This is a genomic window from Luteibacter sp. ME-Dv--P-043b (assembly GCF_030209605.1).
GTDB lineage: Bacteria > Pseudomonadota > Gammaproteobacteria > Xanthomonadales > Rhodanobacteraceae > Luteibacter.
Window position 1 is genome coordinate 165,807 of the sequence record NZ_JARVRT010000005.1, and the last position, 24,730, is coordinate 190,536.

24 protein-coding genes and 1 tRNA gene are annotated in these 24,730 nt (G+C 67.4%); 12 read left to right on the plus strand and 13 right to left on the minus strand.

The annotated features are described in order from the left end of the window. Nucleotides 1-58 precede the first annotated feature (58 nt). From QRN34_RS03700 to QRN34_RS03710, 3 genes are all read left to right on the plus strand, one after another. Nucleotides 59-268: a hypothetical protein gene (locus QRN34_RS03700; RefSeq protein ID WP_285402095.1), complete on the plus strand. Its 210-nt coding sequence runs from the start codon at nucleotides 59-61 to the stop codon at nucleotides 266-268. 55 nt (nucleotides 269-323) lie between these two features. Further along, nucleotides 324-399: transfer RNA gene (locus QRN34_RS03705), tRNA-Gly, on the plus strand. A gap of 274 nt (nucleotides 400-673) precedes the next feature. Beyond that, nucleotides 674-1,270 carry a hypothetical protein gene (locus QRN34_RS03710; RefSeq protein WP_285402097.1) on the plus strand — a complete coding sequence of 199 codons (597 nt, stop codon included), beginning with the start codon at nucleotides 674-676 and terminating at the stop codon, nucleotides 1,268-1,270. Between the two features lie 85 nt (nucleotides 1,271-1,355). On the opposite strand, the gene QRN34_RS03715 is transcribed toward QRN34_RS03710, so the two are convergent. Next, a complete protein-coding gene (locus QRN34_RS03715; RefSeq protein ID WP_285402098.1) occupies nucleotides 1,356-1,922 on the minus strand; it encodes an XRE family transcriptional regulator in 567 nt (188 codons plus the stop codon). A gap of 38 nt (nucleotides 1,923-1,960) precedes the next feature. On the opposite strand from QRN34_RS03715, the gene QRN34_RS03720 reads away from it, so the two are divergent. Further along, nucleotides 1,961-3,589, plus strand: coding sequence for a S41 family peptidase (locus tag QRN34_RS03720; protein ID WP_285402100.1), 1,629 nt, complete (start codon nucleotides 1,961-1,963; stop codon nucleotides 3,587-3,589). On the opposite strand, the gene QRN34_RS03725 is transcribed toward QRN34_RS03720, so the two are convergent. Together QRN34_RS03725 and QRN34_RS03730 are read right to left on the minus strand one after the other, a co-directional pair. After that, nucleotides 3,586-3,933, minus strand: a complete 348-nt coding sequence (locus tag QRN34_RS03725; RefSeq protein WP_285402102.1) for a hypothetical protein — start codon at nucleotides 3,931-3,933, stop codon at nucleotides 3,586-3,588. The two genes, QRN34_RS03720 and QRN34_RS03725, sit on opposite strands and share 4 nt — an antisense overlap. Nucleotides 3,934-4,019: 86 nt before the next feature. Then, on the minus strand, nucleotides 4,020-5,591 hold the full coding sequence (locus QRN34_RS03730; RefSeq protein WP_285402104.1) for an MDR family MFS transporter: 1,572 nt from the start codon (nucleotides 5,589-5,591) through the stop codon (nucleotides 4,020-4,022). 129 nt (nucleotides 5,592-5,720) lie between these two features. On the opposite strand from QRN34_RS03730, the gene QRN34_RS03735 reads away from it, so the two are divergent. Then, nucleotides 5,721-6,392, plus strand: a complete 672-nt coding sequence (locus QRN34_RS03735) for a TetR/AcrR family transcriptional regulator (RefSeq protein ID WP_285402105.1) — start codon at nucleotides 5,721-5,723, stop codon at nucleotides 6,390-6,392. Between the two features lie 96 nt (nucleotides 6,393-6,488). Then, on the plus strand, nucleotides 6,489-6,695 hold the full coding sequence (locus QRN34_RS03740; RefSeq protein ID WP_285402107.1) for a hypothetical protein: 207 nt from the start codon (nucleotides 6,489-6,491) through the stop codon (nucleotides 6,693-6,695). Between the two features lie 6 nt (nucleotides 6,696-6,701). Here QRN34_RS03740 and QRN34_RS03745 read toward each other — a convergent pair whose 3' ends face one another. Next, nucleotides 6,702-6,848 carry a hypothetical protein gene (locus tag QRN34_RS03745; protein WP_285402109.1) on the minus strand — a complete coding sequence of 49 codons (147 nt, stop codon included), beginning with the start codon at nucleotides 6,846-6,848 and terminating at the stop codon, nucleotides 6,702-6,704. Between the two features lie 398 nt (nucleotides 6,849-7,246). On the opposite strand from QRN34_RS03745, the gene QRN34_RS03750 reads away from it, so the two are divergent. Next, on the plus strand, nucleotides 7,247-7,900 hold the full coding sequence (locus tag QRN34_RS03750; protein ID WP_036140617.1) for a response regulator: 654 nt from the start codon (nucleotides 7,247-7,249) through the stop codon (nucleotides 7,898-7,900). A gap of 104 nt (nucleotides 7,901-8,004) precedes the next feature. Here the strand turns inward: QRN34_RS03750 and QRN34_RS03755 are convergent, their stop codons facing one another. Beyond that, nucleotides 8,005-11,658 (minus strand): Rne/Rng family ribonuclease, encoded by a 3,654-nt coding sequence (locus QRN34_RS03755; protein WP_285402112.1) that lies wholly within the window; start codon nucleotides 11,656-11,658, stop codon nucleotides 8,005-8,007. Between the two features lie 350 nt (nucleotides 11,659-12,008). Here QRN34_RS03755 and QRN34_RS03760 point away from each other — a divergent pair, with 350 nt between their 5' ends. Beyond that, nucleotides 12,009-12,956: an RluA family pseudouridine synthase gene (locus QRN34_RS03760; protein ID WP_285402114.1), complete on the plus strand. Its 948-nt coding sequence runs from the start codon at nucleotides 12,009-12,011 to the stop codon at nucleotides 12,954-12,956. A gap of 29 nt (nucleotides 12,957-12,985) precedes the next feature. Here the strand turns inward: QRN34_RS03760 and QRN34_RS03765 are convergent, their stop codons facing one another. Continuing rightward, nucleotides 12,986-14,431: a CPBP family intramembrane glutamic endopeptidase gene (locus QRN34_RS03765; protein WP_285402116.1), complete on the minus strand. Its 1,446-nt coding sequence runs from the start codon at nucleotides 14,429-14,431 to the stop codon at nucleotides 12,986-12,988. Nucleotide 14,432: 1 nt separating this feature from the next. Then, complete coding sequence (locus QRN34_RS03770) at nucleotides 14,433-14,774, minus strand: 4a-hydroxytetrahydrobiopterin dehydratase (protein WP_285402118.1); 342 nt, start codon at nucleotides 14,772-14,774, stop codon at nucleotides 14,433-14,435. A gap of 137 nt (nucleotides 14,775-14,911) precedes the next feature. On the opposite strand from QRN34_RS03770, the gene QRN34_RS03775 reads away from it, so the two are divergent. Continuing rightward, nucleotides 14,912-15,499 (plus strand): NfuA family Fe-S biogenesis protein, encoded by a 588-nt coding sequence (locus QRN34_RS03775; RefSeq protein ID WP_285402120.1) that lies wholly within the window; start codon nucleotides 14,912-14,914, stop codon nucleotides 15,497-15,499. Between the two features lie 15 nt (nucleotides 15,500-15,514). Here the strand turns inward: QRN34_RS03775 and QRN34_RS03780 are convergent, their stop codons facing one another. The 6 genes from QRN34_RS03780 to QRN34_RS03805 all read right to left on the minus strand — a co-directional run bounded on the left by QRN34_RS03780 (nucleotide 15,515) and on the right by QRN34_RS03805 (nucleotide 20,000). Then, nucleotides 15,515-15,865, minus strand: a complete 351-nt coding sequence (locus tag QRN34_RS03780) for a cytochrome c (protein ID WP_285402122.1) — start codon at nucleotides 15,863-15,865, stop codon at nucleotides 15,515-15,517. A 17-nt stretch (nucleotides 15,866-15,882) separates the two neighbouring features. Continuing rightward, nucleotides 15,883-16,203, minus strand: a complete 321-nt coding sequence (locus QRN34_RS03785; protein ID WP_036140622.1) for a cytochrome c — start codon at nucleotides 16,201-16,203, stop codon at nucleotides 15,883-15,885. A 96-nt stretch (nucleotides 16,204-16,299) separates the two neighbouring features. Continuing rightward, nucleotides 16,300-17,535: a TraB/GumN family protein gene (locus tag QRN34_RS03790; protein WP_285402125.1), complete on the minus strand. Its 1,236-nt coding sequence runs from the start codon at nucleotides 17,533-17,535 to the stop codon at nucleotides 16,300-16,302. A 25-nt stretch (nucleotides 17,536-17,560) separates the two neighbouring features. Then, nucleotides 17,561-18,451, minus strand: coding sequence for a carbon-nitrogen hydrolase (locus tag QRN34_RS03795; RefSeq protein ID WP_285402127.1), 891 nt, complete (start codon nucleotides 18,449-18,451; stop codon nucleotides 17,561-17,563). 11 nt (nucleotides 18,452-18,462) lie between these two features. Continuing rightward, on the minus strand, nucleotides 18,463-19,500 hold the full coding sequence (locus QRN34_RS03800) for an agmatine deiminase family protein (RefSeq protein ID WP_285402128.1): 1,038 nt from the start codon (nucleotides 19,498-19,500) through the stop codon (nucleotides 18,463-18,465). Between the two features lie 158 nt (nucleotides 19,501-19,658). Then, nucleotides 19,659-20,000 (minus strand): hypothetical protein, encoded by a 342-nt coding sequence (locus QRN34_RS03805; protein WP_285402129.1) that lies wholly within the window; start codon nucleotides 19,998-20,000, stop codon nucleotides 19,659-19,661. A gap of 114 nt (nucleotides 20,001-20,114) precedes the next feature. Here QRN34_RS03805 and QRN34_RS03810 point away from each other — a divergent pair, with 114 nt between their 5' ends. From QRN34_RS03810 to recJ, 3 genes are read left to right on the plus strand one after another with little or no spacing between them, the layout of a single operon-like run. Further along, the gene (locus tag QRN34_RS03810) at nucleotides 20,115-22,004 is read left to right on the plus strand and encodes an ATP-binding cassette domain-containing protein (RefSeq protein ID WP_285402131.1); all 1,890 of its coding nucleotides are present in this window, start codon (nucleotides 20,115-20,117) and stop codon (nucleotides 22,002-22,004) included. A gap of 3 nt (nucleotides 22,005-22,007) precedes the next feature. Further along, entirely contained in the window at nucleotides 22,008-22,916 is a 909-nt protein-coding gene (locus QRN34_RS03815) for a phosphoglycerate mutase (RefSeq protein WP_285402133.1), read from the plus strand. Further along, nucleotides 22,913-24,622 carry a single-stranded-DNA-specific exonuclease RecJ gene (recJ, locus tag QRN34_RS03820; protein WP_285402135.1) on the plus strand — a complete coding sequence of 570 codons (1,710 nt, stop codon included), beginning with the start codon at nucleotides 22,913-22,915 and terminating at the stop codon, nucleotides 24,620-24,622. The genes QRN34_RS03815 and recJ overlap by 4 nt, the downstream gene beginning before the upstream one ends. Nucleotides 24,623-24,730: the final 108 nt, after the last annotated feature.

A 24,730-nucleotide genomic window follows, 5' to 3' on the forward strand; every position in this document is an offset into this window, starting at 1 on the left:
TTTCCCCTTATCGTGAGTGCTTGCTGATCCCGTTCGACCTGTCCGGAGGTGTTTCGCCATGACGACCGCGTACGACACGATCAACCAGCGCCTCATCGGCGAACTCAAGGCGCACCGTCGGGAGATGCGCAGCCCTGCGATCCTCGATCCGCGGCGTTACCGCGACCCCGAGGACGAGGCAGCGCAGCTGGCCTATCCCGGCGATGCGAGCGCAGCGGATGTGGCTTGCGACGACGCCGAGCGCGGGCAGGTGGAAGACGATCACTGAAACGCTTCGAGGGCTTGCAATGCGCGCAAGGCTTGCCTAGAATTGCCGGCTCGATGCGGGAATAGCTCAGTTGGTAGAGCACGACCTTGCCAAGGTCGGGGTCGCGAGTTCGAGTCTCGTTTCCCGCTCCAGATTGTGATCCACAGACGTCCATTGGCCTCTGTAGGTCTTTGAAAAAAAGGAGCTTCGGCTCCTTTTTTCGTTTGAATAAACCCCACGCAAGTCCACCGACAGCCAGCGTCTTCGAGGCCACATTGAGGCCAAAGCATGCGGGCGGTGTCGGTTCCGGATGGTTACCGGGGTTGGACCGGATGACCAGCAAGCATGGTGGGCCATGCTGCAGAATGCCCGCTCCGAACCATGCGTAGCGCCCGAGCCCATGAACACCCCGAAGAGAAAAATAGCATGACCGTTATCCGCTTCCTGGCAGCTGGTCTGTTGTCGTTCTGCGCCGCAGCGCCCGTGTTTGCCGCGCCGGCAGCACTGCATTCGGGCAAGTACGAAGGACTGATGCTGGCGGTAACGCCTGAGGGCCAGGTTGAAGGTTATTACGCCGAGGAGCTGGGCGAGGGCGTGACCCGACGTTGCACCTTCTACCTGAAAGGTGAGCCCGCAGCACTCACCACCTGGCAGGACGATGCCTATCCCGGGAGGGTGGTGGCCTCGTCCGATGGCGTCACCCTGACCGTGGAGCAGGCCCGTCAGCATCCTGGCTGCATGAGTGTGTTGATACCGGAGATCGCCACCGGCCTGGAACTGACCCGAACCGCTGATGCTCACTGGATCGGCCTGGTAACGGTGTCAACCGATAAGGCTCATCTGCTGAACGAGCCTGGCGTGGAAGCGACGAACCGGCCGTATATCGTCAAGGGTGATGTGGTGGGAGTGCTGGCTTACAGGGATGGCTGGGCCAAGGTCGAATTCACCAGTGCCAGGAATCGTACCTACACCGGTTGGATCAGCCATGACCAATACAAGCGGTTGTCAGCGCCCAAGGGCTGAGAAGCGACGCTTTCCCACGTGAAGGCTTCTTTTTCGCTGCAGTGACCGCTACGGAAATGCGCCGGTAGCCGGCGTCTTGGTGAGTTCACCACGCCGTGCACCGGAAAAAACGTACCGCCCCCTTCATCTTGTTGGCGAAGGCGTGTTTCTGCGCACTGTCGAACACATGGTTGCCGGCCATGACCTCGATCGTTCCCGTTTCCAGTTCGAGGGTAAGGCACCCTTCGACGACGAAGATCATCACATGCCAGCCTGCCGGGTCGGCAGCGGCCTGGTAACGCTCGCCCGGTTCCAGCCGCCACTCCCACAGCTCCACCTCGCGGCGCGCGTCGATACTCCAGCGCAGCACCCCTTCGCCGCCCTTGTCGCCGTGCCAGCCCACGCGATCCACACGCGCACTTCGCAGCGACGACGGTTCGGCAACGAGATCGGCTAGCGTGGCATTCAATGCGATGCCGATCCGGTCCAACGTAGCCGTGCTGACGCTTGTCGCACCGTTTTCGATCCCGCCGACCATGCGTAGGCTGACGCCCGAGGCTTCCGCCAGGGCTTTCTGGCTCATGCTCGCGGCGACGCGGCGAGCACGCACATTGGCCGCCACATAGGTGAGGAATGATGGCGTCACTTGACTAGGCAAAATTTTGCTTCCCATAATGAGGCAATATTTTACTTATAAGGCGTCTGCCTTCCATGTCAATGCGCTGGTCCGCCTACGTCCTTGGCATCGGCTGCCTGTTCGCGACGGTGGCCTCACCGGTGGCCCGGTCAACATCGGTATCCACGTCGCTGACGGCGGCAGGCGCACGGGAAGATCTGGAGCTGGCCATCGCCGCGGTCGAAGCCGCCTTGCCGAACCTCTACTGGCACCAGAGCCGGCGGGCGTGGGCGTCGGCGAAGACCCTCGCCCGCACGCGCGTCGGCGCGGTGACCGATTCTGAATCGCTCTGGCGCGTACTACGCCCGCTGCTCGCGCAGATCGGCGAGGGTCACCTGGGGGTGCAAGTCAGCGATGGCATGAAAGAGCACTATCGCGACGCGCTGCGCTTTCCGCTGGATGTGCTGTGGACCGACAAGGGCGCTTTCGTCCTCGCAGGTTACGGAACGGCCGCGGATGTCGTGACGGGAACGCGCCTGGTCTCGGTGGATGGGCGCAGCGACGATGCATTGCTGGACGAGATGGTCGCGATCAGTCCCCACGATGGTGTGATCCGCACCGGTGTCATGCGTGACCTATCAGGCCGCGGCTTTGCCCAGGACCTGTATCGCTTGCGCGGGCCCCTGACGTATTACCGCGTGGTGCTGGAAGGACCGGGCGGACGCACGATGCGCGATCTTGCCGCGGTGCCGCGACTTGCGCGCCCCGCCGAAGCCGACGATCCATCGCCGTTGCCCACCCTCGCCTGGCTGGACGATCACACGGCGTACCTTGACGTGCCGACCTTCAGCAACAAGCGACTGCGTGCGAGCGGCGCCGCTTTTCCGGAGGCAATCCACACCGTGTTCGAGCAGATCGCACAGCACGGCACCCGGGACCTGATCCTGGATCTGCGCCAGAACGGCGGCGGCTCGGAACCCAACGAGAGCATTCTCTTTTCCTACCTCGTGGAAAAACCACTGCATAAATATGCCGCCGTGGACGCACGTGCCCGACACATCGCCGTGACCAGCCTGAGCGGGAAACGCTTCGACGTCGACGTGTTCGCTGAGGAGGACGATGCGCAGCGGCTGCTGCCCGGCGGGCGCTGGACACGTCGCAACACACCGCCGCACGGGCTGATGTCCCGATGGACGACGTTCGCTCCTGTATTCCATGGCCGCGTCGTCGTGCTGGCCGGCGGCAACACCTTCTCGGGCGGTGCGGAAGTGGCCTCGATGCTCCGGCATACCGACCGGGCCGTGTTCGTCGGCGAGGAGGTCGGTGGGGCCGACGAAGGCAATACCAGCGGTTACCGTTGGAACCTGGCGTTGCCCAACAGCCGGATGACGATCACGATCCCGTTGTTGCAGTTCCGCATGGCATGGGCGGCGCCAGCCGGCCGCGGCGTACTTCCCGACTGTCCCGTGCCTCCCGAAGCCACCGAAGTCGACGAGCCACGGGACCATGCATGGCGGGTGGCGGTCGCACTCTTGCAGCAGGACTGGCGCGTGCCAGGCAATGCGCGGTGTCCGGATACCCGAAGCGCAGGTCGGGCAGCGCTCTCAGCGCAATCCGCGCGCGATCCTTACCCCGTCCATGCCCGGAAGCCCGGCAAGCGGCAGCTTGGCCGTCGTCTGTCGCGGGCTCACGCCTGGTCCAAGCCCATCAGGCACCTTGCTTAAGGATCAGCCACGACCCACAGCGCCGGCATGTGCAGCTCTGCGCACCCGTGCCGGCAGGCAAACGTGCTGTGCTCGCCGACCAGGAAGACACGCTTTCCGCCAGCAAGCGTGATATCGAGCGTGCCGGACACCCCGGCATCCCCGCGGACGGTCGTGCGCTTGTTGGCGGTGACCGCCTCGGTGAACGACTTCGTCCCCCAGTGCCAGGTGATCGAGCCCAGCTTGCCGCGAAGGGTGATGTCTGCAGGGTCCGCACCCTTGCCCGCGAGGTGGAGGTCGTCGCCCGCGCAACCGGCGAGGAGCAGGGGGAACAGGAAGAGGCCGAGTACGCGGTAGCGTTTCACGTGATGTCCAGCCGGAGGGTCGCTACCGTTAACGGCTGAGGGCGGCAAAGCTTGATGCCGCTGGGACGCGCCCGTGTATATGCGATTCATGTGCCCGCCTCGAGAACGCGTTCCTCCGGCGCGACCGGCTTGCCGGCCATGGCGGATGCCTCCGGTGGCGCCCGGCGCAGCGGCGTGTCCTTCAGCCACCAGGCGACCACGAACGCCACGGCCATCACGAAAGCGCCGACGTCGTACACCGTATGCAAGGAGGCACCGAAGGCCGCCAGGTAGGACGCATGGATATCGGGTGGCAGGGCGTTCACGGCCTCCGGGCGAAGCGACCTCGCCGGCGAGCCGGCAGGCAGCAGGTCGGCCATGCGCGACTGCAAGCCGTTACTGAATACGGCACCGAACACCGACACGCCCACGGAGCCGCCGATCGAGCGGAACAACGTCACGCCGGAGGTGGCCACGCCCATGTGCTTCATGTCGACGCTGTTCTGCGTGGCGAGGACCAGCACCTGAAGGATCATGCCCAGCCCCACGCCCAGCAGCCCGGCATAGGCGTACATGAGGGGAAGCGGACTGTCGTTGTGCAGCGTGCCCAGCAGCGTCAGCGCCACGGTGGCGAGGAACGTGCCGACGATAGGAAAGACACGATAACGTCCCATCCGGCTGATCAGGCGACCGCTGACGATGGAACTGACCAGCAGGCCGCCCATCAGCGGCAGCAGCTGCATGCCGGCCGCCGTGGGCGACACGCCCTTGACCACCTGCAGGTACAAGGGCATGAAGGTGGTCGAGCCGAACAGCGCCGCGCCGACGAACAGGCCGATGATGCAGCTGAGCAGGAAGGTGCGGTGCCGGAACAGTCCCAGGGGAATGATCGGCTCGCTGGCGACCGATTCCTCGTAGACAAACCCGATCACGCCGACGATGGCGAACGCCAGGATGAACCACAGCTCCCCGGACGACCACGGCAGCATCGTGCCGCCCTCGGTGGTGAAAAGGATCAGGCAGCTCAGCGCCAGAGTCAGCCACGCGGCACCCCAGTAATCGATGGTGTGCTTCACGTGGCGCACGTGGGGATGGAACGCGGCGGCGATGACGCCGATGGCGACCAGGCCCAGCGGCAGGTTGACGTAGAAGATCCAGCGCCATGAGAGATGGTCGACCATGAACCCGCCGACCAGCGGACCCAGAACGGTCGCCAGGCCATAGACGCCGCCGAACAGGCCCTGGTACTTGCCACGGTCGGCGGGCGGGATCACGTCGCCGATGGATGCCATGACGATCACCAGCAGGCCGCCGCCCCCCAGGCCCTGCAGCGCACGCATGGCGATCAGCTGGGTCATGTCCTGGGCCAGCCCGCACAGGACGGATCCGAGCAGGAAGAGGGCTATCGCGGTCTGCAGGACCACCTTGCGGCCGAACAGGTCGCCGAACTTGCCGTACAGCGGCACCACGACGGTGGAGCTGAGAAGGTACGCGGTCACCACCCAAGACAACTGGCTGAACCCGCCCAGTTCCGTGACGATCGTCGGCAGCGCGGTGGAGACGATGGTCTGGTCGAGCGCGGCCAGGAGCATGACGAGCATCAGGGCAGGGAACAGCACGCGCAGCGACGGTGTCGAGGTCGGTGAGGCGGACGGATCCGGCAGGGAAGCAGGGGTCACAAGGGTGTCCCATGAATTTAATTAAGTAGTAAGTTAATATAGGTGCGACAGGGCGTCCGGTCAATCCGGCGCGCTGCCGTGGTATTGAAGTCGTGGTGTCGAGCGCCCTTCCACCCTGTCGGAGCATCCTTGGTTACTTCTGTCCCCCGCCGCGGCCGTCGCCCCGGACGGCCACCCGTCCAGCCGGACGGACCCGACCAGCGCCAGCGCCTCGCCGATCTCGCCCTGGAACTGATTGCCCGGAAGGGTTACGCCGAGACCACGCTGGCCGGCATCGCCCGGGCCGCAGGCATGACCTCCGCCGCGGTGCACTACTACTTCAAGACGCGCGAGCAACTGTTCGACATGTTGTTCGACGAGCGCATCGCGCCGATGCAGAAACGCCTCGAAGGCATCTTCCTGGAGCACGCCGATGATCCGGTGGCTGCCTTTGCGGGCCTGGTGCGCCGCTTCGTCGAGATCGCAGGCGATTCACCGTGGGTGGGGCCCGTTTTCTTCGGCGAGATGCTCAACGACAGCGACCTGTTCAAGCAGCACATGCGCAAACGGCTGGGCGACTCGCGCCAGGTGGCGGTCGTCGGCACCCTTCGCCGGTGGCAGGAGGAAGGGCGTATCGCGAAGGATCTCGACCCCGCGCTGTTGATGGGTACGGTGCTAAGCCTGACCGTGCTGCCGGTGACGGCCAGCCGGAAATGGAAGGGCGATGCTCTGCGGGGCCACATCGATGCAGAGGTCATCACGCGCCATGCGCTGGCCTTGCTGATGCATGGTATCCAGGGCCCGTCGGGTCACCCGGGCTGACGTAAATACGTCCTATCCCCCGGCTTCACGTGCCTGCCATGCGACCGCGGCGAATCTTGCCGCTCCTGTGCGCACTATCCACTCGGGGATCGGATCATGGCTAATACGACGGGCTCTCACGTCAACACCATCGGCGCAATGGCCGCTGGAAAACTGCTTGCCAAGGCTACCGGTGGGAAATGGGGGCCGGCCATCCTGATCCTTGCCGGCATCATCCTGCTGCGTAAGCGCGCTGCACAACGTGCCGCACAACGACAACGCGCCGACATGGCCCTGGCGAGCCACGCCGACGCGTCGTACTGACGGGAATCAGTGCTGTTGCTTGTTGTCTTCGCCGGTGCCGTCCAGCGGATCGCCCGACGAGTCCGTCTCGGGCTGTTCGGTGGGGCCGCGCTTCTGGGGCGGGGCATCGTTCTGGCCGGGATGCTGCGGCGGGCGATTTTTCTCATTTGCCATGGTCGTCTCCTTGGGTGGAGATTCACCTTCGCGGGTCGGCGCTGACGATGGTGTGCTCACTTCGTGAGTGCGGTGTCGCGAGCGCCGATTTGGCGGGGGCGTTTATCACCATCAAGGTGTAACGATCGGCGAACTACGCTCCGATCGCGCAGGACATGCAATGGCGCGGGCGAGGGTAGGCGAAGCCCCACATACCGGCGCGGACTCTGCCTACGTGACGATCGGGTCGCGTCGCCTCACGACGCGGGGAGATTCCCGCTACAGGCCTGGCGGGCGTTGGATGATCATACCGGCACGCTGGTTGTCGCGCCTGCACATCTGGCATTGTATGCATTCGCAGGCAGCGTGCAGGTCATTCCTCGCGCATAGAAGTACAGTCGGCCCAGGGAGGGCAAAGAATGATTAATGTTGTTTTGGTCGACGACCACGAGCTGGTCAGGACCGGTTTCCGGATGATCCTGCAGCAGCAGGCCGACGTCCGCATTCGGGGGGAGGCCGGTTCGGCGGAGGAAGGCCTGCGGCTTATCCGCTCGCACTCACCGGACATCGCACTGGTCGACGTCCACATGCCGGGCATGAGCGGCGTCGAGCTCACGGAACGCGTGATTCGCGCCAAGTTGCGCACCAATGTCGTGATCCTCACGGTCGTCGACGACGCGCGTTTTCCCAAGCGCCTGCTCGACGCCGGCGCACTGGGTTATCTGACCAAGGCCTGCACGGCCGACGAATTGCTCGCGGCGGTGCGGCAGGTGGCATCCGGTCGGCGTTACCTCGCCCCCACCGTGGCGCAGCAGCTGGCGCTGGCCACGCTGGATGGCTCTGACTCGCCGTTCGATACCTTGTCCACGCGCGAGATGGAGGTCTCGATGATGTTGGTCCGCGGTATGCCGCTCACCTCCATCGGCGAGCGCCTGAACCTCAGTCCCAAGACGGTGTCGACCTATAAGCAGCGCCTCATGGAGAAGCTGCACGTCGAGCATGTCGTCGGCCTTGCGCACCTCATGACCGTGCATGGGCTGCTGGATACCCATAACCATCAGGTCGGTACCTGACCATCGGCATCCCTGACCACGATCCATCGATGGACGTAACAAAAAAACGCCGGGCTTAGCCCGGCGTTTTTTTGGTGAAAGGGAGGCTTTCACCTCCCCAGGTGTTACGCGTCGCCGTGCGGCTTGTCGTCGGACGAGGGCTTGTCGGACGACGGCTCCTGACGCGGGCGCGTCAGCAGGTCGCCCTGGGCCGGTGCCGGCGAAGCCGGCTGCGATGGAGCCACCGGTTCGTGGGACACCGGCGAGACGTTGGATGCCTCGGGCGACTTCGGCGTGACCACGGCGGGCGGGGCCGGGGCATCGACCGGCGGCACCGGCACATGGTCCACGGCTGCCGGGGCAGGGGCAACGGCAGTCGGAACCGGCGTGGGAGCCGGGGTCGGAGCACGCGGGGTCGGGGTAGGTGCCGGAGCCTCCACGGGTGCCGGTGCCGGTGCCGGTACCGCAGGCGCCGGGGTCGGGGCTTCCGCGGGAGCGGGTGCCTTGACCGGAGCGGGTGCTTGCACCGGGGCCGGAGCCTGGACTGGAGCCGGAGCCTGGACCGGAGCCTGCATCGGAACCGGCGTCTCGGCCGGCGTCGAAGCGTGAGCCACGGGCGCGCCGGCCTCGGGAACCGTCTCAGCCTGAGGTGCCGACTCGGTTGCCGTCGGAGCCGGAGTCACGGCAGCGGTGGGCCGCGGCCTGCGCTCGGGCTTTCGCTCGGTCCCGACGTCATCCGTGCCGTCTTCGGTCGGCAGCATGCCACGCGCAGGCGCATCGAGCACCGAGGGCTGGCTGGCCGGCGAGGCGGCGGGCTGAATCGTCTCGGCGTCCTGCGCCGGTGCCGGTGCTTCGCTCGCCGTCGTGGCGGCTGCGGGAGCACGGGCGGCACGCGGAGCGGGCGGCGGCGTGTTCAGCGGTGCATCCGATTCGGTCTGCCGACGCTCGGTCGTGCGGACCGGGGCGGAGTCCGCCGGGGTGGCGCTATCGACCGGGTGTGCCAGGGCCGGTGCCGGTGCCGGTGCCGTGGGCTGACCCGGAATCGGGGGCAGCTTGGGCAGCGAGCTCAGGGTGAGCGCCGACGGCACGTTCTCATCGTCCGAGGCGTCGCCCTGGACGGCCGCGGGCGCCGGGACCGAAGCGGTCGGGGCGGGACGGGTGGCTTCGTGGCGCGGGGCCTCCACGGCGAAAGCGTTCTCCGCCGCGGCAGCGGTGTCGAGCATGGGCGGCACGCTGGCGCTGGAACGGCCCGTGCCGACCGGAGCCTCGTCATCACCCTCGTCATCGTCGAGGTCGTCGGCACCGTTGGAACCATCGGCCGAGCCGACGGCACCGCCGTCTTCCTGGCGACGACGGCGACGGCCACCGCGACGTCCGCGGCGGCGGCGCTGGCCACCCTCGGTGTCCTTGCCGCCGTCGGTGGAAGGCGCTTCGCTGTCGACCTCGCCCGTGGCGACGGCATCGACGCCCAAGGCCTCGGCGTCGAGGATCAGCTTCTCGTCGTCGGTGACGACCGGCGCGGTGACCGGCTTCTCGGCCGGATTGCGCGGGGCGGCGGCAGCGACGTCCGGTGCGATGTTGACATTGGCGGCCTTCTCGATGCGCTCACCCTGCGGCTGGCGCTCACCACGCGGCTGACGCTCGCGACGGCCGGTGGTCTCACCCGTGGGCGAGGTCTCGGCACGGCCACCCTGACGACCCTGCTGTGCGGGGTCCTTCTGGCGCGGTGCCTTTTCTTCGCCCTGGCGGGGCGCGGCGTCGTTACGGCCCTGGGCCGGCTTGTTGCCGTTGCGCGGCTGCTGTGCCTTGCCTTGCGCGGGCAGGCCGTCACGGTCCTTGCGCGGACCCTGCGCCTGACGCGGTTCACCACCGCGGCCACGGCCTTCGTTGCCGCGACGGTCGTCGCGATCGCGGCGGTTGCCACGCTCGCTGCGCTCACCGCGTTCGTTGCGGTCGTTTCGCTCGTTGCGGCCGCCGGAGCGCGCCTCGTCACGGCGGGACGCCGGGCCGGGCTGCGCCGCGGGCGCGGGCTGCGTACCGGCGTTGCCGCCGAACAGGCTGCCGAACAGGCGCGAGAAGAAGCCACCCGCGGGGGCGGCAGGCGCGACCGGTGCGGCGGCGCGGGGCACCGGTGCCGCAACGGCGACGGCCACCGGCTCGGCGATTTCCTCGCGAACGGGGGCGGGAGACGACGGTACGACGCCCGTGACCAGCGGCTGCTCGCCGCTACCCAGCGCCTGGCCCATCTTGGGCAGGGCCTGGGCGACCACCGGGGTGGTGCGCTCGTAGCTGGGCTTGCTGTGCTCGCCCATGTCGACTTCGCGGATGCGGGTGATCTCGAGGTGCGGGGTTTCCAGCTTCTCGTCGGCCACCACCACCACGTGCACGTTGTGGCGCAGCTCGATCTCGACGACGCTGGCGCGCTTCTCGTTGAGCATGAAGTTGGCCACCGAGGACGGTGCCTGCACCAGGACCTGCCCGGTGTTTTCCTTCATGGCGTGTTCTTCGATCAGGCGCAGGGTGGACAGCGCCAGCGATTCCACGCTGCGGATGTGGCCGTGGCCCTCGCAGCGCGGGCAGACGATCTGCGTGGCTTCGCCCAGGCTGGGGCGCAGGCGCTGGCGGGACATCTCCAGCAGGCCGAAGCGCGAGATGCGACCGATCTGGACGCGGGCGCGGTCTGCCTTGAGGGCGTCCTTCAGGCGCTCTTCCACCTCGCGCTGGTGGCGCGGGCTGTCCATGTCGATGAAGTCGATGACGATCAGGCCGCCTGCGTCGCGGATGCGCAGCTGGCGGGCGATCTCGGTCGCGGCCTCGAGGTTGGTGTTGAACGCCGTCTCTTCGATGTCGCTGCCCTTGGTGGCCTTCGACGAGTTGATGTCGATGGCGGTCAGGGCTTCGGTCTGGTCGATGACGATGGAGCCGCCCGAGGGCAGGCGCACGTTACGCTCGAAGATGCTGTCGATCTGGCTTTCGATCTGGTACCGCGAGAACAGCGGCGTCGGATCCTGGTAGAGCTTGAGCTTGCGCAGGTTGTTCGGCATCACCTGCTGGACGAAGTCGCGGGCGTCGTTGTACAGCGACTCCTCGTCGATCAGGATTTCGCCGATATCGTTACGCAGGTAATCGCGCAGGGCGCGGATGAACAGCTTGGATTCCTGGTAGATCAGGAACGGGGCTTTCTGCGACTGCGACGCGCCGGAGATCAACTTCCACAGCTGGAGCAGGTAGTCCAGGTCCCACTGGAGTTCCTCGGCGTCGCGGCCCATGCCGGCGGTGCGCACGATGAGGCCCATGTCGTCGGGCACCTGCAGGTGCTCCATGGCCTCCTTGAGGGCCTGGCGGTCTTCACCCTCGATGCGGCGCGAGACGCCGCCGGCACGGGGGTTGTTGGGCATCAGCACCATGTAGCGACCGGCGAGGCTGATGAAGGTGGTCAGGGCGGCGCCCTTGTTGCCACGTTCTTCCTTCTCGACCTGGACGATGATCTCCTGGCCTTCCTTGAGGAGATCGCGGATGTTCGACTTGCCTTCCGCGTTGGGATTGAAATATTCGCGGGAGATTTCCTTCAGGGGAAGGAACCCGTGGCGCTCGGCGCCGTAGTCGACGAAGCAGGCTTCGAGCGAGGGCTCGACGCGAGTGATGCGGCCTTTGTAGATATTGGCTTTTTTCTGCTCGCGGGACGGGATTTCGATATCGAGATCGTAGAGGTTCTGACCATCGACGATGGCCACACGCAACTCTTCGCGCTGAGTCGCGTTGATAAGCATACGCTTCATTTGTAATTTCCTCGGCCTTGCCGCGCGGCCGCGGGCCGCGGTGGCGCCCATGTGGCGGCCTGCCGGGGATCGCGCCGCAGCGGTGAGGCTTCAAGCGGCATGGGATCCGGGACCGATGCCTGGACCCGGCGTGATTCGTGATAAGCGCCTTGCAACCGGTCCGCGTCCCTACGGATTAGCCGGACAACCGCAACCCGAACCGTTACGATGTGGGGTGTCTTCGCGTTCCGTCTCCCTGGACGGACCCGCGCGACACTCGCCTTACGTGACGGTACAGGCACCCCGCGAGAGATAAGTCTTCAGCGGAGCCTGGCGCTGGCCGAGTATCCTATCAATTTCGAGTTTTATCAATGCAGACGGCAACTTCCCTCGACGGCGGCCAAGGTGTGCGCATCGTCGAAATCGGACCCGAGCGGGACGGCCAGCGCGTGGACAACGCCCTGCTGACCCTCCTGAAGGGGGTGCCGCGCAGTCTGGTCTATCGCATCCTCAGAACGGGACAGGTTCGCATCAATGGCAAGCGCGCCAAGCCGGAAACGCGCCTGGCCGCTGGCGACATGCTGCGTATTCCGCCGGTGCGCGTCGCGGAGCGCGATGAGACGGTAGCCCCCTCCGGCATGGTGAGGGCCGTGGCCGATTCGGTCATCTTCGAGGACAAGCACTTCCTCGTGATCGACAAGCCGGTGGGCATCGCTGCCCATGGCGGCAGCGGGGTCAGCCATGGGGCGATCGAGCTGCTGCGCGCGGCGCGCCCCACCGAGCACCTGGAACTGGTTCACCGGCTGGATCGGGACACCAGCGGCGTGCTGGTGCTGGCGCGTTCCCGCCCGGGCCTCACCGGCCTGCAGGCGCTGATCCGCGAGAACGAGGTGACCAAGCAATACCTCTGCCTGATGACCGGCACGCCGCGCAAGGCCAAGTTCGACGTCAACGCGCCGCTGCTGAAATCGGTCATGCACGGCGGCGAACGCCTGGTAAGGGTGGACGACGGCGGCAAGCCGTCGCTCACCTTCTTCCAGGAGATGGAGCAGTACCCCGGCGCGCGTCTCATGCAGGCCACGCTGGGCACGGGGCGTACCCACCAGATCCGCGTGCACGCCCAGTATGTCGGGCATCCGCTGGCGGGCGATCCCAAGTACGGCGACGAGGAAGCGAACAAGCGGCTGCGGGCGAAGGGGCTGAAGCGGATGTTCCTGCACGCCGCGCGCATGAGTTTCGATCTTGGCGGCAAGAACTACGATTTTTCCTCACCGTTGCCCGACGATCTGAAGGTTTTCCTGAACAATCTGCGTGGCTGATCTCGCGGCCGCGGTCGCGGCGGTCCGTCCTAGCCCAGGTAGCGGGCGCTGACTTCCAGCGATCGCAATGCGCCGCCACTGACGCAGGCCTGCAGGACGACCGCGCTCAGTGCGTGCGCCAACGCCACCGGCACCAGCGCGCGTTGGCGCAGGTACCACCAGGCCCAGCCCAGTTCGCCGACGAAGCACAACTGCATCAGCAAGCCGTTGGGCGTGTGCAGCAGCGCGAAGACGGTGGCCGTCCCCAGGATGGCGAGCGGGCGGGGCCACGCGCGGTCGAGCAGGGCGGCCACCACGGCCAGGATCAGCCACTGCTGGAACGTGGCCCAGGCCAGGTAGACCAGTACGCGACCGATCGGGGGCCACGCGGGCGCATGACCGGCGATGGCAGCCACGACGAGCGCCGCGGGCAGGGCGAGCGCGGGCACCCAGGCGACACGCCAGCTGCCCAGCCAGCCCCACGGGGGCAGCCGACGTTGCGCTGCGAGCAGGCCCGCGTAGGCCACGCCGATGGCGAACAGCGCCACCTCGCCCGGGGCCGGGTGAAACGACAGCCCCAGGCTGGCGATGAACGCGACAGGTCCGACGACGGCGAGGGCGGCATCGGTCGGCCCGGCGCTGCCGCGGCGCAGCCGATGACGCGCGATCAGCAGGAGCAGGTAAAGCGAGGGGGCGAGCCAGGCGTGCCAGCCCGCCGCGGTGCCGTTGGTGTGGGTGGGATCAGCCGTCCTGGGCGCGGCGTCGTCGTTGCCGAAGGTCACCAGGGCGTCCCGGATACGTGCCTTGTCGCGCCAGGCGAGCAGGGCTTCCGAGGTGAGACCGGCCGGAAGGGCGACCGTGGCAAGCGCAGCCGGCGAACGCGCGTCGGTCAATGACAGGGAGGCGCCGCGGAGGGTGAGCGTCTCCCCGACGGGCAACAGCGTGCGCAAGCGCAGCATCGCCAGGCGGCGGGGTGCCGGCACGGCCACGCCTCGCTCGTCGGTCCATGCCAGTTGGTCCAGCCCCACGGCGTTCTTCGCCAGCGGACCCGGACCCAGGGTGCCCAGGTCGGCACGCAAGCCCGGACCGTCCAGCGTCTGGCGAACCGTCAGGCTGTATCGGCCCGGCGCACTCGCCTCCGCATCCAGATGGAATGCCGCGGTTCGTGCAAGGTCCGCATCCCGACGCAGCGGCAGGCCGATCTCGAAACCGGTGGCGGCCCGGGCCTGCACCACCAGTCCCTGGGGTGACGACGACAGCTTGCCCGCACCGAAGGCGCGTCCGGCCACGACGTCCCCGGCGTCGCGGAAACGCCATGCCCAGGGGGACTCGCCGCGGGCGAAGGCGGCGCGGTCGACGGCGCTGTCGCGCTCGATGGCCGCGTGGACCACCGAGGTGGCAAAGCGAGGCAAGGCAAAAAACGCCAGGGCAAGCGCCATGCCGATCGTGGCGACGACGGTCGCCACCGCGGCCCGGCTGGAGGCGCGTGGCGGCACGTCAGCGATCGAGCAGCGCCTCGACCCGCGCCGCACAGATCACGTCGTTGAGCGAGAGGCCGCCCACGTCATGGGTGGACCACAGCACCTGGCAATGGCCGTAGCCGGCTTCGAGGTCAGGGTGGTGATCTTCCTGGTTGGCCATGAAGCCCACGGCGTTGATGAAGCCGAGGGTGTGGTGGAAATCCGGGAAGGTGAAGTCCTTGACGATGGCCTTGCCGTCGGCCGTAACCGTCCAGCCGGGCAGGGTGGCGAGGTGCCCGTCGAGAGTGGCCCGATCGAGCGCGTTCTCCGCGCCCTTGCGCGGCTGGCAGTGCTGGGAGGCGAGCGGGGAAAGCGACATGGGGAAGGTCCGTCCGGGTAAAGCGCGAAGCGTCGGCGCTCCGGCTGGAATTGTCAAAAGGCGGCGCCCCGGACGAAACAGTACTAGAATGGTGCTGTATTCCGGCGTCCCCACGCCGGCAACGGATCGGAGTGGCCATGATCGATATTTCGGAGCGCGCCCAGGCGCATTTCCAGCGCCTGCTCGCCCAGCAGGGTGGCGACGGCCTGGGCATTCGCCTGCGTGTGGTCGAGGCGGGTACGCCCGCCGCACAGTGCGAGCTGGAGTTCTGCGACGCCACGGAACTCACCGGCGATGAATGGACCGTCGAGTGCACCGGCTTCAACCTCTATGTCGACAGCGAGAGCATGCGCTGGCTCGACCCGGCCAACATCGACTACGAAACCCACGCCACCGGCAGCCAGCTCAATATCCGCGCACCGCGGATCAAGGGCGATGCACCGGGCGAAGGCGCGGGCATCGTGGAGCGGGTGAAGTTCGTGCTGGAGTCGGAGGTCGCGCCGCAGATCGCCTCGCACGGTGGCCGCATCTCACTGGTGGAGGTCACCGCCGAAGGCGTGGTGGTGCTGCGCTTCGGCGGCGGCTGCCACGGTTGCGGCATGGTCGATGTCACGCTGAAGAACGGCGTGGAGAAGACCCTGCGCGAGCGCGTGCCGGAAATCACCGAGGTGCGCGATGTCACCGACCACGAGACCGGCGACACGCCGTACTTCGCCAAGGCATAAGTACGGCCCGGCGGATCAGTCGCCCTGGATGTGGTGTTCCAGGCCCTGCAGCTTCGTCGGCATCGTGGCGAAGTAGGCCGACACGTCGTCGATGTCCTGATCGGACAGCGTCGCGGCGAAGCCCTTCATGATGGCGTTGTTGCGGCGGCCGTCCTTGTACTCGTGCAGCGCCTGCGCAAGGTAGTCGGCGTACTGGCCGGCCAGGCGCGGGTACTGCGGATCGACGGAATTGCCATCCTGGCCGTGGCAGGCCACGCAGGTGGCGATCTTGGTCTTGCCGCGGGCCGGGTCGCCGGCGGCGAAGCTCGAGGTGGCGGTCAGCGCGAAGAGCGCGCCGATGGCAATCAGGGAAAACCCACGGATCATCATTCGTCCTCGGCGGCTTACTTGGCGAGACTGGAAAGGTAGGCGGCGATGTCGTCGATGTCCTGGTCGGACATGCTCTGCGCCTGGGCGCCCATCGTTGGGTGAGTGCGCTCGCCGCTCTTGTAGGCCTTCAGGGCGTTGACGAGGTATTGCTCATTCTGGCCGCCGATATGCGGCACGTGGTACTCGGGGTAGGCATTGGCATAGCCCGGTACGCCGTGGCAGCCATTGCAGGTGTAGACCAGCGTCCGCCCCCTGGCCTTGTCTCCTTCGGCATGCGCGGCGGATGCGGCGCACAGAGCTACAGCGATCAGGCCAATCAGATGCAGACGCTTCATTAAGAGTTCCCTGGGTGCCGGTCGGGGCCGGGGTTGAACAGCCGTCGAAGTATAGAGGGCTGTCGCAAGGTGGAACAACTCGGGCGTAAGTGCAGGTCAGAAAAGGCTTTTGAGGATGTGGAAGCCAGCGATGTACTCGCCGGCGATGGTGCCGACGCAGACCAGGAAGAAGTTCAGCAGCGTGCGTGCCACGCGATTCTTCCACCAGCCGGTCCAGTGGGTGATGTCGTCGCGCAGGTGCTCGAAGTCGACCACGCGGGGTTTGCGGACCCATGCCTCGGCCATGGCGCTGAACGCACCGGAAGGAATGCCCGGGCGGAACGGTTTCAGCGGACCGGCCACGAACGCGGCGACGATGGACAGCGGATGGCCGCCGGCAATCAGCGCACCCAGGGCGGACAACCCGCCCGTGAGCAGCACCCAGCTCTTCACCGCGTCGGCGCCCAGGCTGGGGCTGCGGTAGAACGCGAAGCCGATGGCGACGAAGATCGCCAGCACCAGGCCCACGGCGAACACCTTGGGCCACGGCGAGGCCGGCGGGGTGACGGCCAGATCGTCGGCGGTGGCGCGCGCGTCGCCGTGCTGCTCCGCGAGCTGCTGGCTCATGCCCTTGAGGTGACCCGCGCCGATGACAACCAGCACGGTGCGCGCGGGTGCGGCGGCATCCATACGCTGGCCGTTTTCGCGCAGGCGCGCGGCCATGAATTCGTCGCGCTCCGCGATCAGCGCGCGGTACAGCGGCGCGGAGTCCTTTGCGAAATCGCTGAACGCGCTTTCCAGCAGGTCGGACTGCTTGAGTTTCTCGATGTCCGCCTCGGCGATGTCCTCGCGTTCGAACACGCTGCCCAGCATGCCGGCCATCAGGCCGAAGCGCTGGAAGAAACCGACGCTGCGCCAGGCGCGCTTGAGGGTGGTACCCACCTCGCGATCGACCAGCCACACCGGGATGCCGCGTGCGTCGGCGCCATCCATCGCGGCCTTCATTTCCGCGCCGGGCTCGATGCCGTACTGCGCGGCCAGGCGTTTCTGGAAGCCGCCGAGCACCAGGCTGGCGGCGACCATGCCGGCCTTGCCCTGGCGGATCACCTGGAAGAGGTCCATCTGCTTGAAGGCTTCCGGATCGCGGATACCGTGCGCGCGGCTGGCGCAGAGTTCCACCGCCACCGCGTCGAAGTGCTCGCTTTCCAGCAGCGCATCCACCGCCTGCACGCTGGCGCGTGACACGTGCGCCGTGCCGAGGATGACGTAATCGACGCCGTCGCGCGTCATGCGCTCGATGGGCTGGCCGTCCAGTGCGGGATGCGGTGTGACGTCGTGCTCGGCGGGAATCATGCGCTCGGTTGTCCTGGGCTGGGGCTTAGTCGCGGAAGCGCTTGGTGAGGTCGCCGTAGGCATCGATGCGGCGATCGCGCAGGAACGGCCAGATGCGACGCACGTGCTCGCTGCGCTGCATGTCGACATCCACGATCAGCAGCTCGCGACCCTCGGTGCCGGCCTGGGCGAGGAATTCGCCCTGCGGCCCGGCCACGAAACTGGAACCCCAGAACTGGATGCCGTTGCCGACAGCGGTGGGGTCGGCTTCGTAGCCGGTGCGGTTGCAGGCGAGCAAGGGCAGGCCGTTGGCCACGGCATGGCCGCGCTGCACGGTGATCCACGCCTCGCGCTGGCGTGCCTTCTCGTCGTCGGTGTCTTTCGGGTCCCAGCCGATGGCGGTGGGGTAGAACAGGATGTCCGCACCGGCCAGAGCCATCATGCGCGCGGCTTCGGGGTACCACTGGTCCCAGCAGACCAGCACGCCGAGCTTGCCGACCGAGGTGGGGATGGGATCGAAACCCAGGTCGCCCGGCGTGAAGTAGAACTTCTCGTAGAACGCCGGATCGTCGGGGATGTGCATCTTGCGGTACTTGCCGGCGATGGCGCGCGAGCGATCGAAGACCACGGCCGTATTGTGGTACAGGCCGGTGGCGCGTTTTTCGAACAGCGAGGCGACGACGACGAGTTTCAGTTCCTCGGCCAGCCGGCCCAGGCGCTCGGTGCTCGGCCCGGGGATGGTCTCGGCGAGGTCGAACAGGTCGACGTTCTCGTGCTGGCAGAAGTACGGGCCGTTGTGCAGTTCCTGCAGCAGCACCAGCTCGACGCCGGCCGCGGCGGCATCGCGCAGGCCTTGCTCGATCGCGTCGAGGTTGGCGTCGCGGCTGCCGCGATCGGTTTCCTGGAGCAGGGCGACCTTGAGGGTGGTGCGGGACATGAGGGGCTCCTTCAGGCGGCGATGGCGGCGGGAAGCTGCATGGTGATGCAATGCAGGCTGCCGTTCTGCCAGATCAACGGACGGCATGGCACCTGCACCACCTCGCGACCGGGGTGGGCGAGCCCGATGATGCGTGCGGATTCGTCATCCCGGGCGTCGCCATACGACGGCACCAGCACGGCGCCGTTGACGATGAGGTAGTTGGCGTAGGACGCCGCGAGTCGACGGCCTTCGTCGAGGATCGGCTGCGCCCACGGCAGCGGGTGCAACGGATACGGCGTGCCTTCCGGTGTCCGCAGCGCGGCCAGTTCACCGGCCATCGTGCCGAGTTCCGCGAAGTGCGGATCGGCGCTGTCGTTGCATGCCTGGTACACGATGCCGCCGTCCTCGGAGAAGCGCGCCAACGTATCGATATGGGCGTCGGTGTCGTCGCCTTCAAGGTAACCGTGGTCCAGCCACAGCACGCGGTCGGCGTGCAGGGTGGTGGCCAGGGTGTCGGTCATCGTTTCGCGGGACAGCGTGGGATGGCGCTGGGCGAGGCACTTCCACGTGGTGAGCACGGTGCCGCGGCCGTCGCTTTCGATACCGCCGCCCTCAAGGGCCCAGTCGATGCGCCGGTGCGGCAGCCCCGACAGCACGCCGCGCTCGAGCAGGCCGGCGATCAGCGCGTCGTCCTGGTCGGCGCCGAACTTGCCGCCCCAGCCGGTGAACCGGTAGTCGTTCAGCAGTACGCCATCCGGACCGGTCAGGGTGATCGGGCCCGAATCGCGCAGCCAGGTGTCGTCGTAGGGCAGTTCGATGAAGTGCAGGCGCGCCATGTCGGCGCCGGCTTGCTCGACGGCCTGGCGCGCACGCTCACGCAGCGCGGCATCGGCCACGATCACATGCAGCGGCTCGAAGCGGGTGACGGCCACGGCCAGCGCGACATAGGTGGTCTCGACTTCGGCCAGGCGATCGGCCCAGTCGGTGCCCGCGTGGGGCCAGGCGATCAGGACGCCGGCCTGCGGTTCCCATTCGGCGGGCAGGCGATACGAGCTACGGTCGGTCATGGCGGGCAACGGCGGCAAGGGGGAAGCCCGCTAGTGTAAAGCCTCCGCCCCACCCACCACACACCCGCGCCGTTTGCCGCACCACCCGGTGTCGCACCACCCGGTGTAGGAGCGCACGATGTGCGCGATCCCGTACCCTCAACCGACCTTCAAGACCCTCACCGCGGATTCTGCGGATTCACATTGTTCCCCGCCGGCGTATTCAACACGGCATGCACCACATGGCTGCGCTCGAAATACACGATGTACCCCGGGTACATCCACCGGTTGATCACCGGCTGCTTCGCGCTGCCGCCGCCGCGGGCATCCAGTTTCGAGGTCGGCGTACCGAACTGGCGCTCCACCTGGGTCATGCTCATGCCCTTGCGGGGCAGGTTCATCGCCTGCTCCTGCTGGACGCGGTTGACCAGCAGGCTGTCGCCGGCATGGACGACCGGGGACAGGGCGGCGGTCGCAACGGCCAGGGCGGTCGCGAGGAAAACAGGCTTGAAGGTGTTCATGACGGCTCCGTCGCGCTCCCCATGCGGCGCAAGACGCCGTTTTAACAGATCGCCTCCACACACGCCATGGGGCGGCTATCATGGGCGGTCGCCAGCCGCCAGTTTGCCCAATCCATGATCTCGTTCCGCAATCTTGCCCTTCGCCGGGGCAGCCGCACCCTGCTGTCGCAGATGGACCTCACCATTCAGAGCGGGTGGAGCCTCGGCGTCATCGGCCGTAACGGCTGTGGCAAGTCCACCCTGTTCGCCGCCCTCAAGGGCGAGCTCGAGCCGGAAGTGGGCGACCTGGACATGCCGTCCAAGGTCCGCCTGGCCTCGGTCGCGCAGGAAACCCCCGCGCTGCCGGACCCCGCCATCGACTACGTGCTGGGCGGCGATGTGGAGGTGGCGGCCGTCCTGAAGGCCGAGGCGGAAGCCTACGAGCGGGAAGACTACGAAGCCGTCGCGGTAGCCAACCAGCGCATCGAGGAACTGAACGGCTACGACGCCCGCGCGCGTGCCGGCCGGCTGATGCACGGGCTGGGCTTCAGCCCGGACACCCACGAGCGCGCGGTGGCATCGTTCTCCGGCGGCTGGCGCGTGCGCCTGAACCTGGCCCGCGCGCTGATGGCGCCGTCCGACCTGCTGCTGCTGGACGAACCGACCAACCATCTGGACCTGGACGCCGTGCTGTGGCTGGAGGAATGGCTGCGCCGCTACCCCGGCACGCTGCTGATCATCTCGCACGATCGCGAATTCCTCGACGGCGTGATCTCGCACACCATGCACCTGCACGACGGCACGGCCAAGCTCTACACCGGCAACTACACCGCTTTCGAGCGGCAGCGCGCGGAGCACCTGCGCCAGCAGCAGATCGCCCACGTGCGCGAGCAGGCCGAACGTGCCCACCTGCAATCCTTCATCGACCGCTTCAAGGCCAAGGCGAGCAAGGCCAAGCAGGCGCAGTCGCGCATGAAGCGGCTGGAAAAACTGGCCGGCACGGAAGCCGTGCGCGCCGAGCGCTCCTTCAGTTTTTCATTCCCCACGCCGGACCGCCTGCCCACGTCGATGTTGCAGCTGGACCACATCGACGCCGGTTACGGCGAGCACGTGGTGCTGCGCGACGTGGCCTTCGGCCTGGAGGCCGGCGATCGCATCGGCCTGCTCGGTCCGAACGGCGCGGGTAAGTCCACCATGGTGAAGTCGCTGGTGGGTGAGCTCGAGCCGCTGACGGGCGAGCGCTCGTTCCACAAGGACATGAAGATCGGCTACTTCGCCCAGCACACGGTGGAAAGCCTGCACGAAGGCTGGAGCGCGTACGACCATCTTCAGGAGAAGGCGCCCACCGCCGGCCAGCAGGCCTTGCGCGACTACCTCGGTACGTGGAATTTCCCGGCCGATCGCGTGTTCGAGCCGGTGGACAAGTTCTCCGGCGGCGAGCGCGCACGCCTGGCGCTGGCCCTGATCGCGTGGGACAAACCCAACCTGCTGCTGCTGGACGAACCGACCAACCATCTCGACCTCGACATGCGCGAGGCCCTGGCCGACGCGCTGGCGGAGTTCGACGGTGCACTGGTGCTGGTCTCGCACGATCGCCACCTGCTGGGCATGGTCTGCGACGAGTTCTGGCGTGTCGCCGACGGCAACGTCGACGCCTTCGACGGCGACCTGGACGACTACGCGAAATGGCTGCGCTCGCGCGCCACCACGCGCAAGACCGCCGCCGTCGCCTCGGCCGCGGCGGAAGCGCCCATCCAGGCGTCCGCGAAGGAGAAGCGCAAGCTCAGCGCCGAGGAACGCGAGAAGGAAAAACCGCTGCGCGCGCGGGTGAAGAAAATCGAGACGCAGATCGCCACGCTCGACAAGGAACTGGCCACGCTGGAAGGCAAGCTGGCCGATCCGAAGGTCTACGACGGCCCCACGGTGGAGCTGATGAATCTCAGCCAGCGCCAGTCGTCGCTGCGCGGTGAGAAGGAAGCCCTGGAGCTGGAATGGCTGGGCATCCTCGAGCAGATCGGGGACTGAGGCGTGGGCGTCGTCCTCAACGTGCTGTTGCCGGGGCGCGACAAGCTCGCCACCGTGGCCCCGTTCGCCACCTGGTTGGCGCGTGGCAGCACGTTGCCGGCCGCCGCGCCGGGTTACCTGGCAGCGATGGCCGAGTACTTCCGCTGGCCCGGCGGGCCGCTGCCCGCCGCCGCACTGATCCGTCAGTCGGTGGCCGGCGATGCAGGCACGGCGCAATGGCTGTCCGCCGATCCGGCCTGGGTGCAGCCCGAGCTCAGCGGCGCGCGCCTGCTGGCGTGCGGCAACCTGGGGCTGACGGTCGAGGAGTCGGCCGCCCTGGTGGCCGCGCTGACCGAAACGTTCGAGGCGGAAGGCATGCGCCTGCAGATGGGCGATGCGCAGCACTGGCAGCTGCGCCTGCCCGCTGACGTGGACGTGCCGTCCTTCCCCGAGCCGGAAGACGCGCTGGGTGCCGACCTCTTCGAGCAGTTGCCCAAGGGCGACGCCGGACGGCGCTGGCGTGCCCTGATCAACGAGGCGCAGGTGGTGTTGCACAACCATCCGGTGAACCACGCGCGCGCCTCGCGCGGCCTGCCGCCGGTCAACAGCGTGTGGCTGTGGGGACCGGGTGTGCTGCCCGACTGGATCGAGTGCGGCCTGTCGCGTATCCACAGCGACGACCTGCTGGCCTGGTCGCTGGGCCACAAGGCCGATGTCGACGTGCAGGCGCGCAGCGCGTTCGTCGGCAGCGATGCCTCGCCGTATACGTTGCTCGACCTGCAGGACGTGCAGGCGGACGATTTCGCACGGTCGTGGTGGCCCGCCATCCAGGCGCGGCTGGAAGACGGCGCGGAGCTTCGTCTCGCTTTCGCCGACGGCACGCGCACGGTGCTGCGCAAGCATCACCGGCTGCGGTTCTGGCGCAAGCCATGACGCGCCGCGTGTGGCGCCGACGCGAGGCGGAAGCCCCGCCGAGCGGCTGGCCCGGGCACGTCCATCCGGTCATCCAGCGCATCTATGCCGCGCGTGGCGTGTGCACGCCCGATGGCGTGGAACATCGCCTGGCGCGGCTGCTGTCGCCGACGCTGCTGGGCGGCATGGATCGTGCCGTGGCGGTGCTGATGGATGCCATCGCGAACGACCGGCACATCGTGGTGGCCGGCGATTACGACTGTGACGGCGCCACGGGCACGGCAGTGGCCGTTCGCGGCCTGCGTCTGCTGGGTGCGCGGCACGTGGCGCATGTGGTGCCCAACCGTTTCGTGCATGGCTATGGGCTCAGTGAAGCGCTGGTGGCATCGCTGCAACCGTCACCCGACCTGATCGTCACCGTCGACAACGGCATCGCCAGCGTGGCCGGCGTCGCCGCGGCGCGGGCACGCGGCATCGGCGTGCTGATCACCGATCATCACCTGCCGGGCGACACGCTGCCCGAGGCCGATGCCATCGTGAACCCCAACCTCGCCGACGACGGTTTTCCCAGCAAGGCGCTGGCGGGCGTCGGCGTGATGTTCTACCTGTTGCTGTCGCTGCGCGCCGCGATGCGCGATGCCGGCCGGTTCACGCAAGGCGAGCCGGACCTGGGCACGCTGCTCGACCTGGTCGCGCTCGGCACCGTCGCCGATCTGGTGCCGCTGGATTTCAACAACCGCGTACTGGTCGACGCCGGCCTGAAACGCATGCGTGCCGGCAAGGCATGCGCCGGCATCACCGCGCTGATCGAGGCCAGCGGCCGTTCGCTGGCCACCATCGCCGCGACCGACCTGGCCTTCGCCATCGGCCCCCGGCTCAACGCGGCGGGACGCCTCGAAGACATGTCGCTGGGCGTGGCCTGCCTGCTCACCGATGACGTAGGCATTGCACGGCGCTACGCGGAACAACTCTCCGGCATCAACCAGGAACGCCGCGAAATGCAGGCGGGCATGGTCGAGGAAGCCGAGCGCATGGTGGCGCTGGCACGGCACGTGGATGCTGTGGGCGTGGCGTTGTTCGACGAAGGCTGGCATCCGGGCATCGTCGGCCTGATCGCCTCCAAGCTGAAAGAGAAACTGCATCGTCCCGTGCTGGCCTTCGCGCCCGCCGGCGACGACACCGACGAGCTGCGCGGTTCCGCGCGCTCCATTCCCGGTTTCCACATCCGCGACGCGCTGGCCGAGATCGACGCGAAGCATCCTGGCCTGATCCTGCGCTTCGGCGGTCACGCGATGGCCGCCGGCCTCAGCCTGCAGGCGCGCGACTTCGACCGTTTCGCCGCGGCGTTCGACGCCGCCGCACGCCGCCACCTCGACGACGATCACCTGCAGGCGCTGGTGCATACCGACGGCGAACTGGACTATCGCGACCACACGCTGGACCTGGCGAAGCAGCTTCGCCATGCCGGTCCATGGGGCCAGGCCTTCCCGCCGCCGGTGTTCGAAGCGCGCTTCGAGTGCGCCTCGTGGAAACCCATGGGCAGTCGCCACCTGCGCCTGCAACTGCGGCACACCCAGGGCGGCGCGCCATTGGAAGCGGTGATGTTCAACTGCTACGAAGGCACGCCACCACCCGCGCGCATGCGTGTTGCTTACGAGCTATCGGTCAACGACTGGCAGGGCAGGGAAAGCGTGCGGTTGCTGCTGACGCATATGGAAGCCCTTTAAGGGTCGAAGCCGCTTTCCTCGTAGGGTGCGGGGAGGAGGCGTCGGGTGGTCATCCTCTGCGCTCGGGCAGCGGCCGCAAGCGGCCGAACTCGCTCAGAGGATGACCAC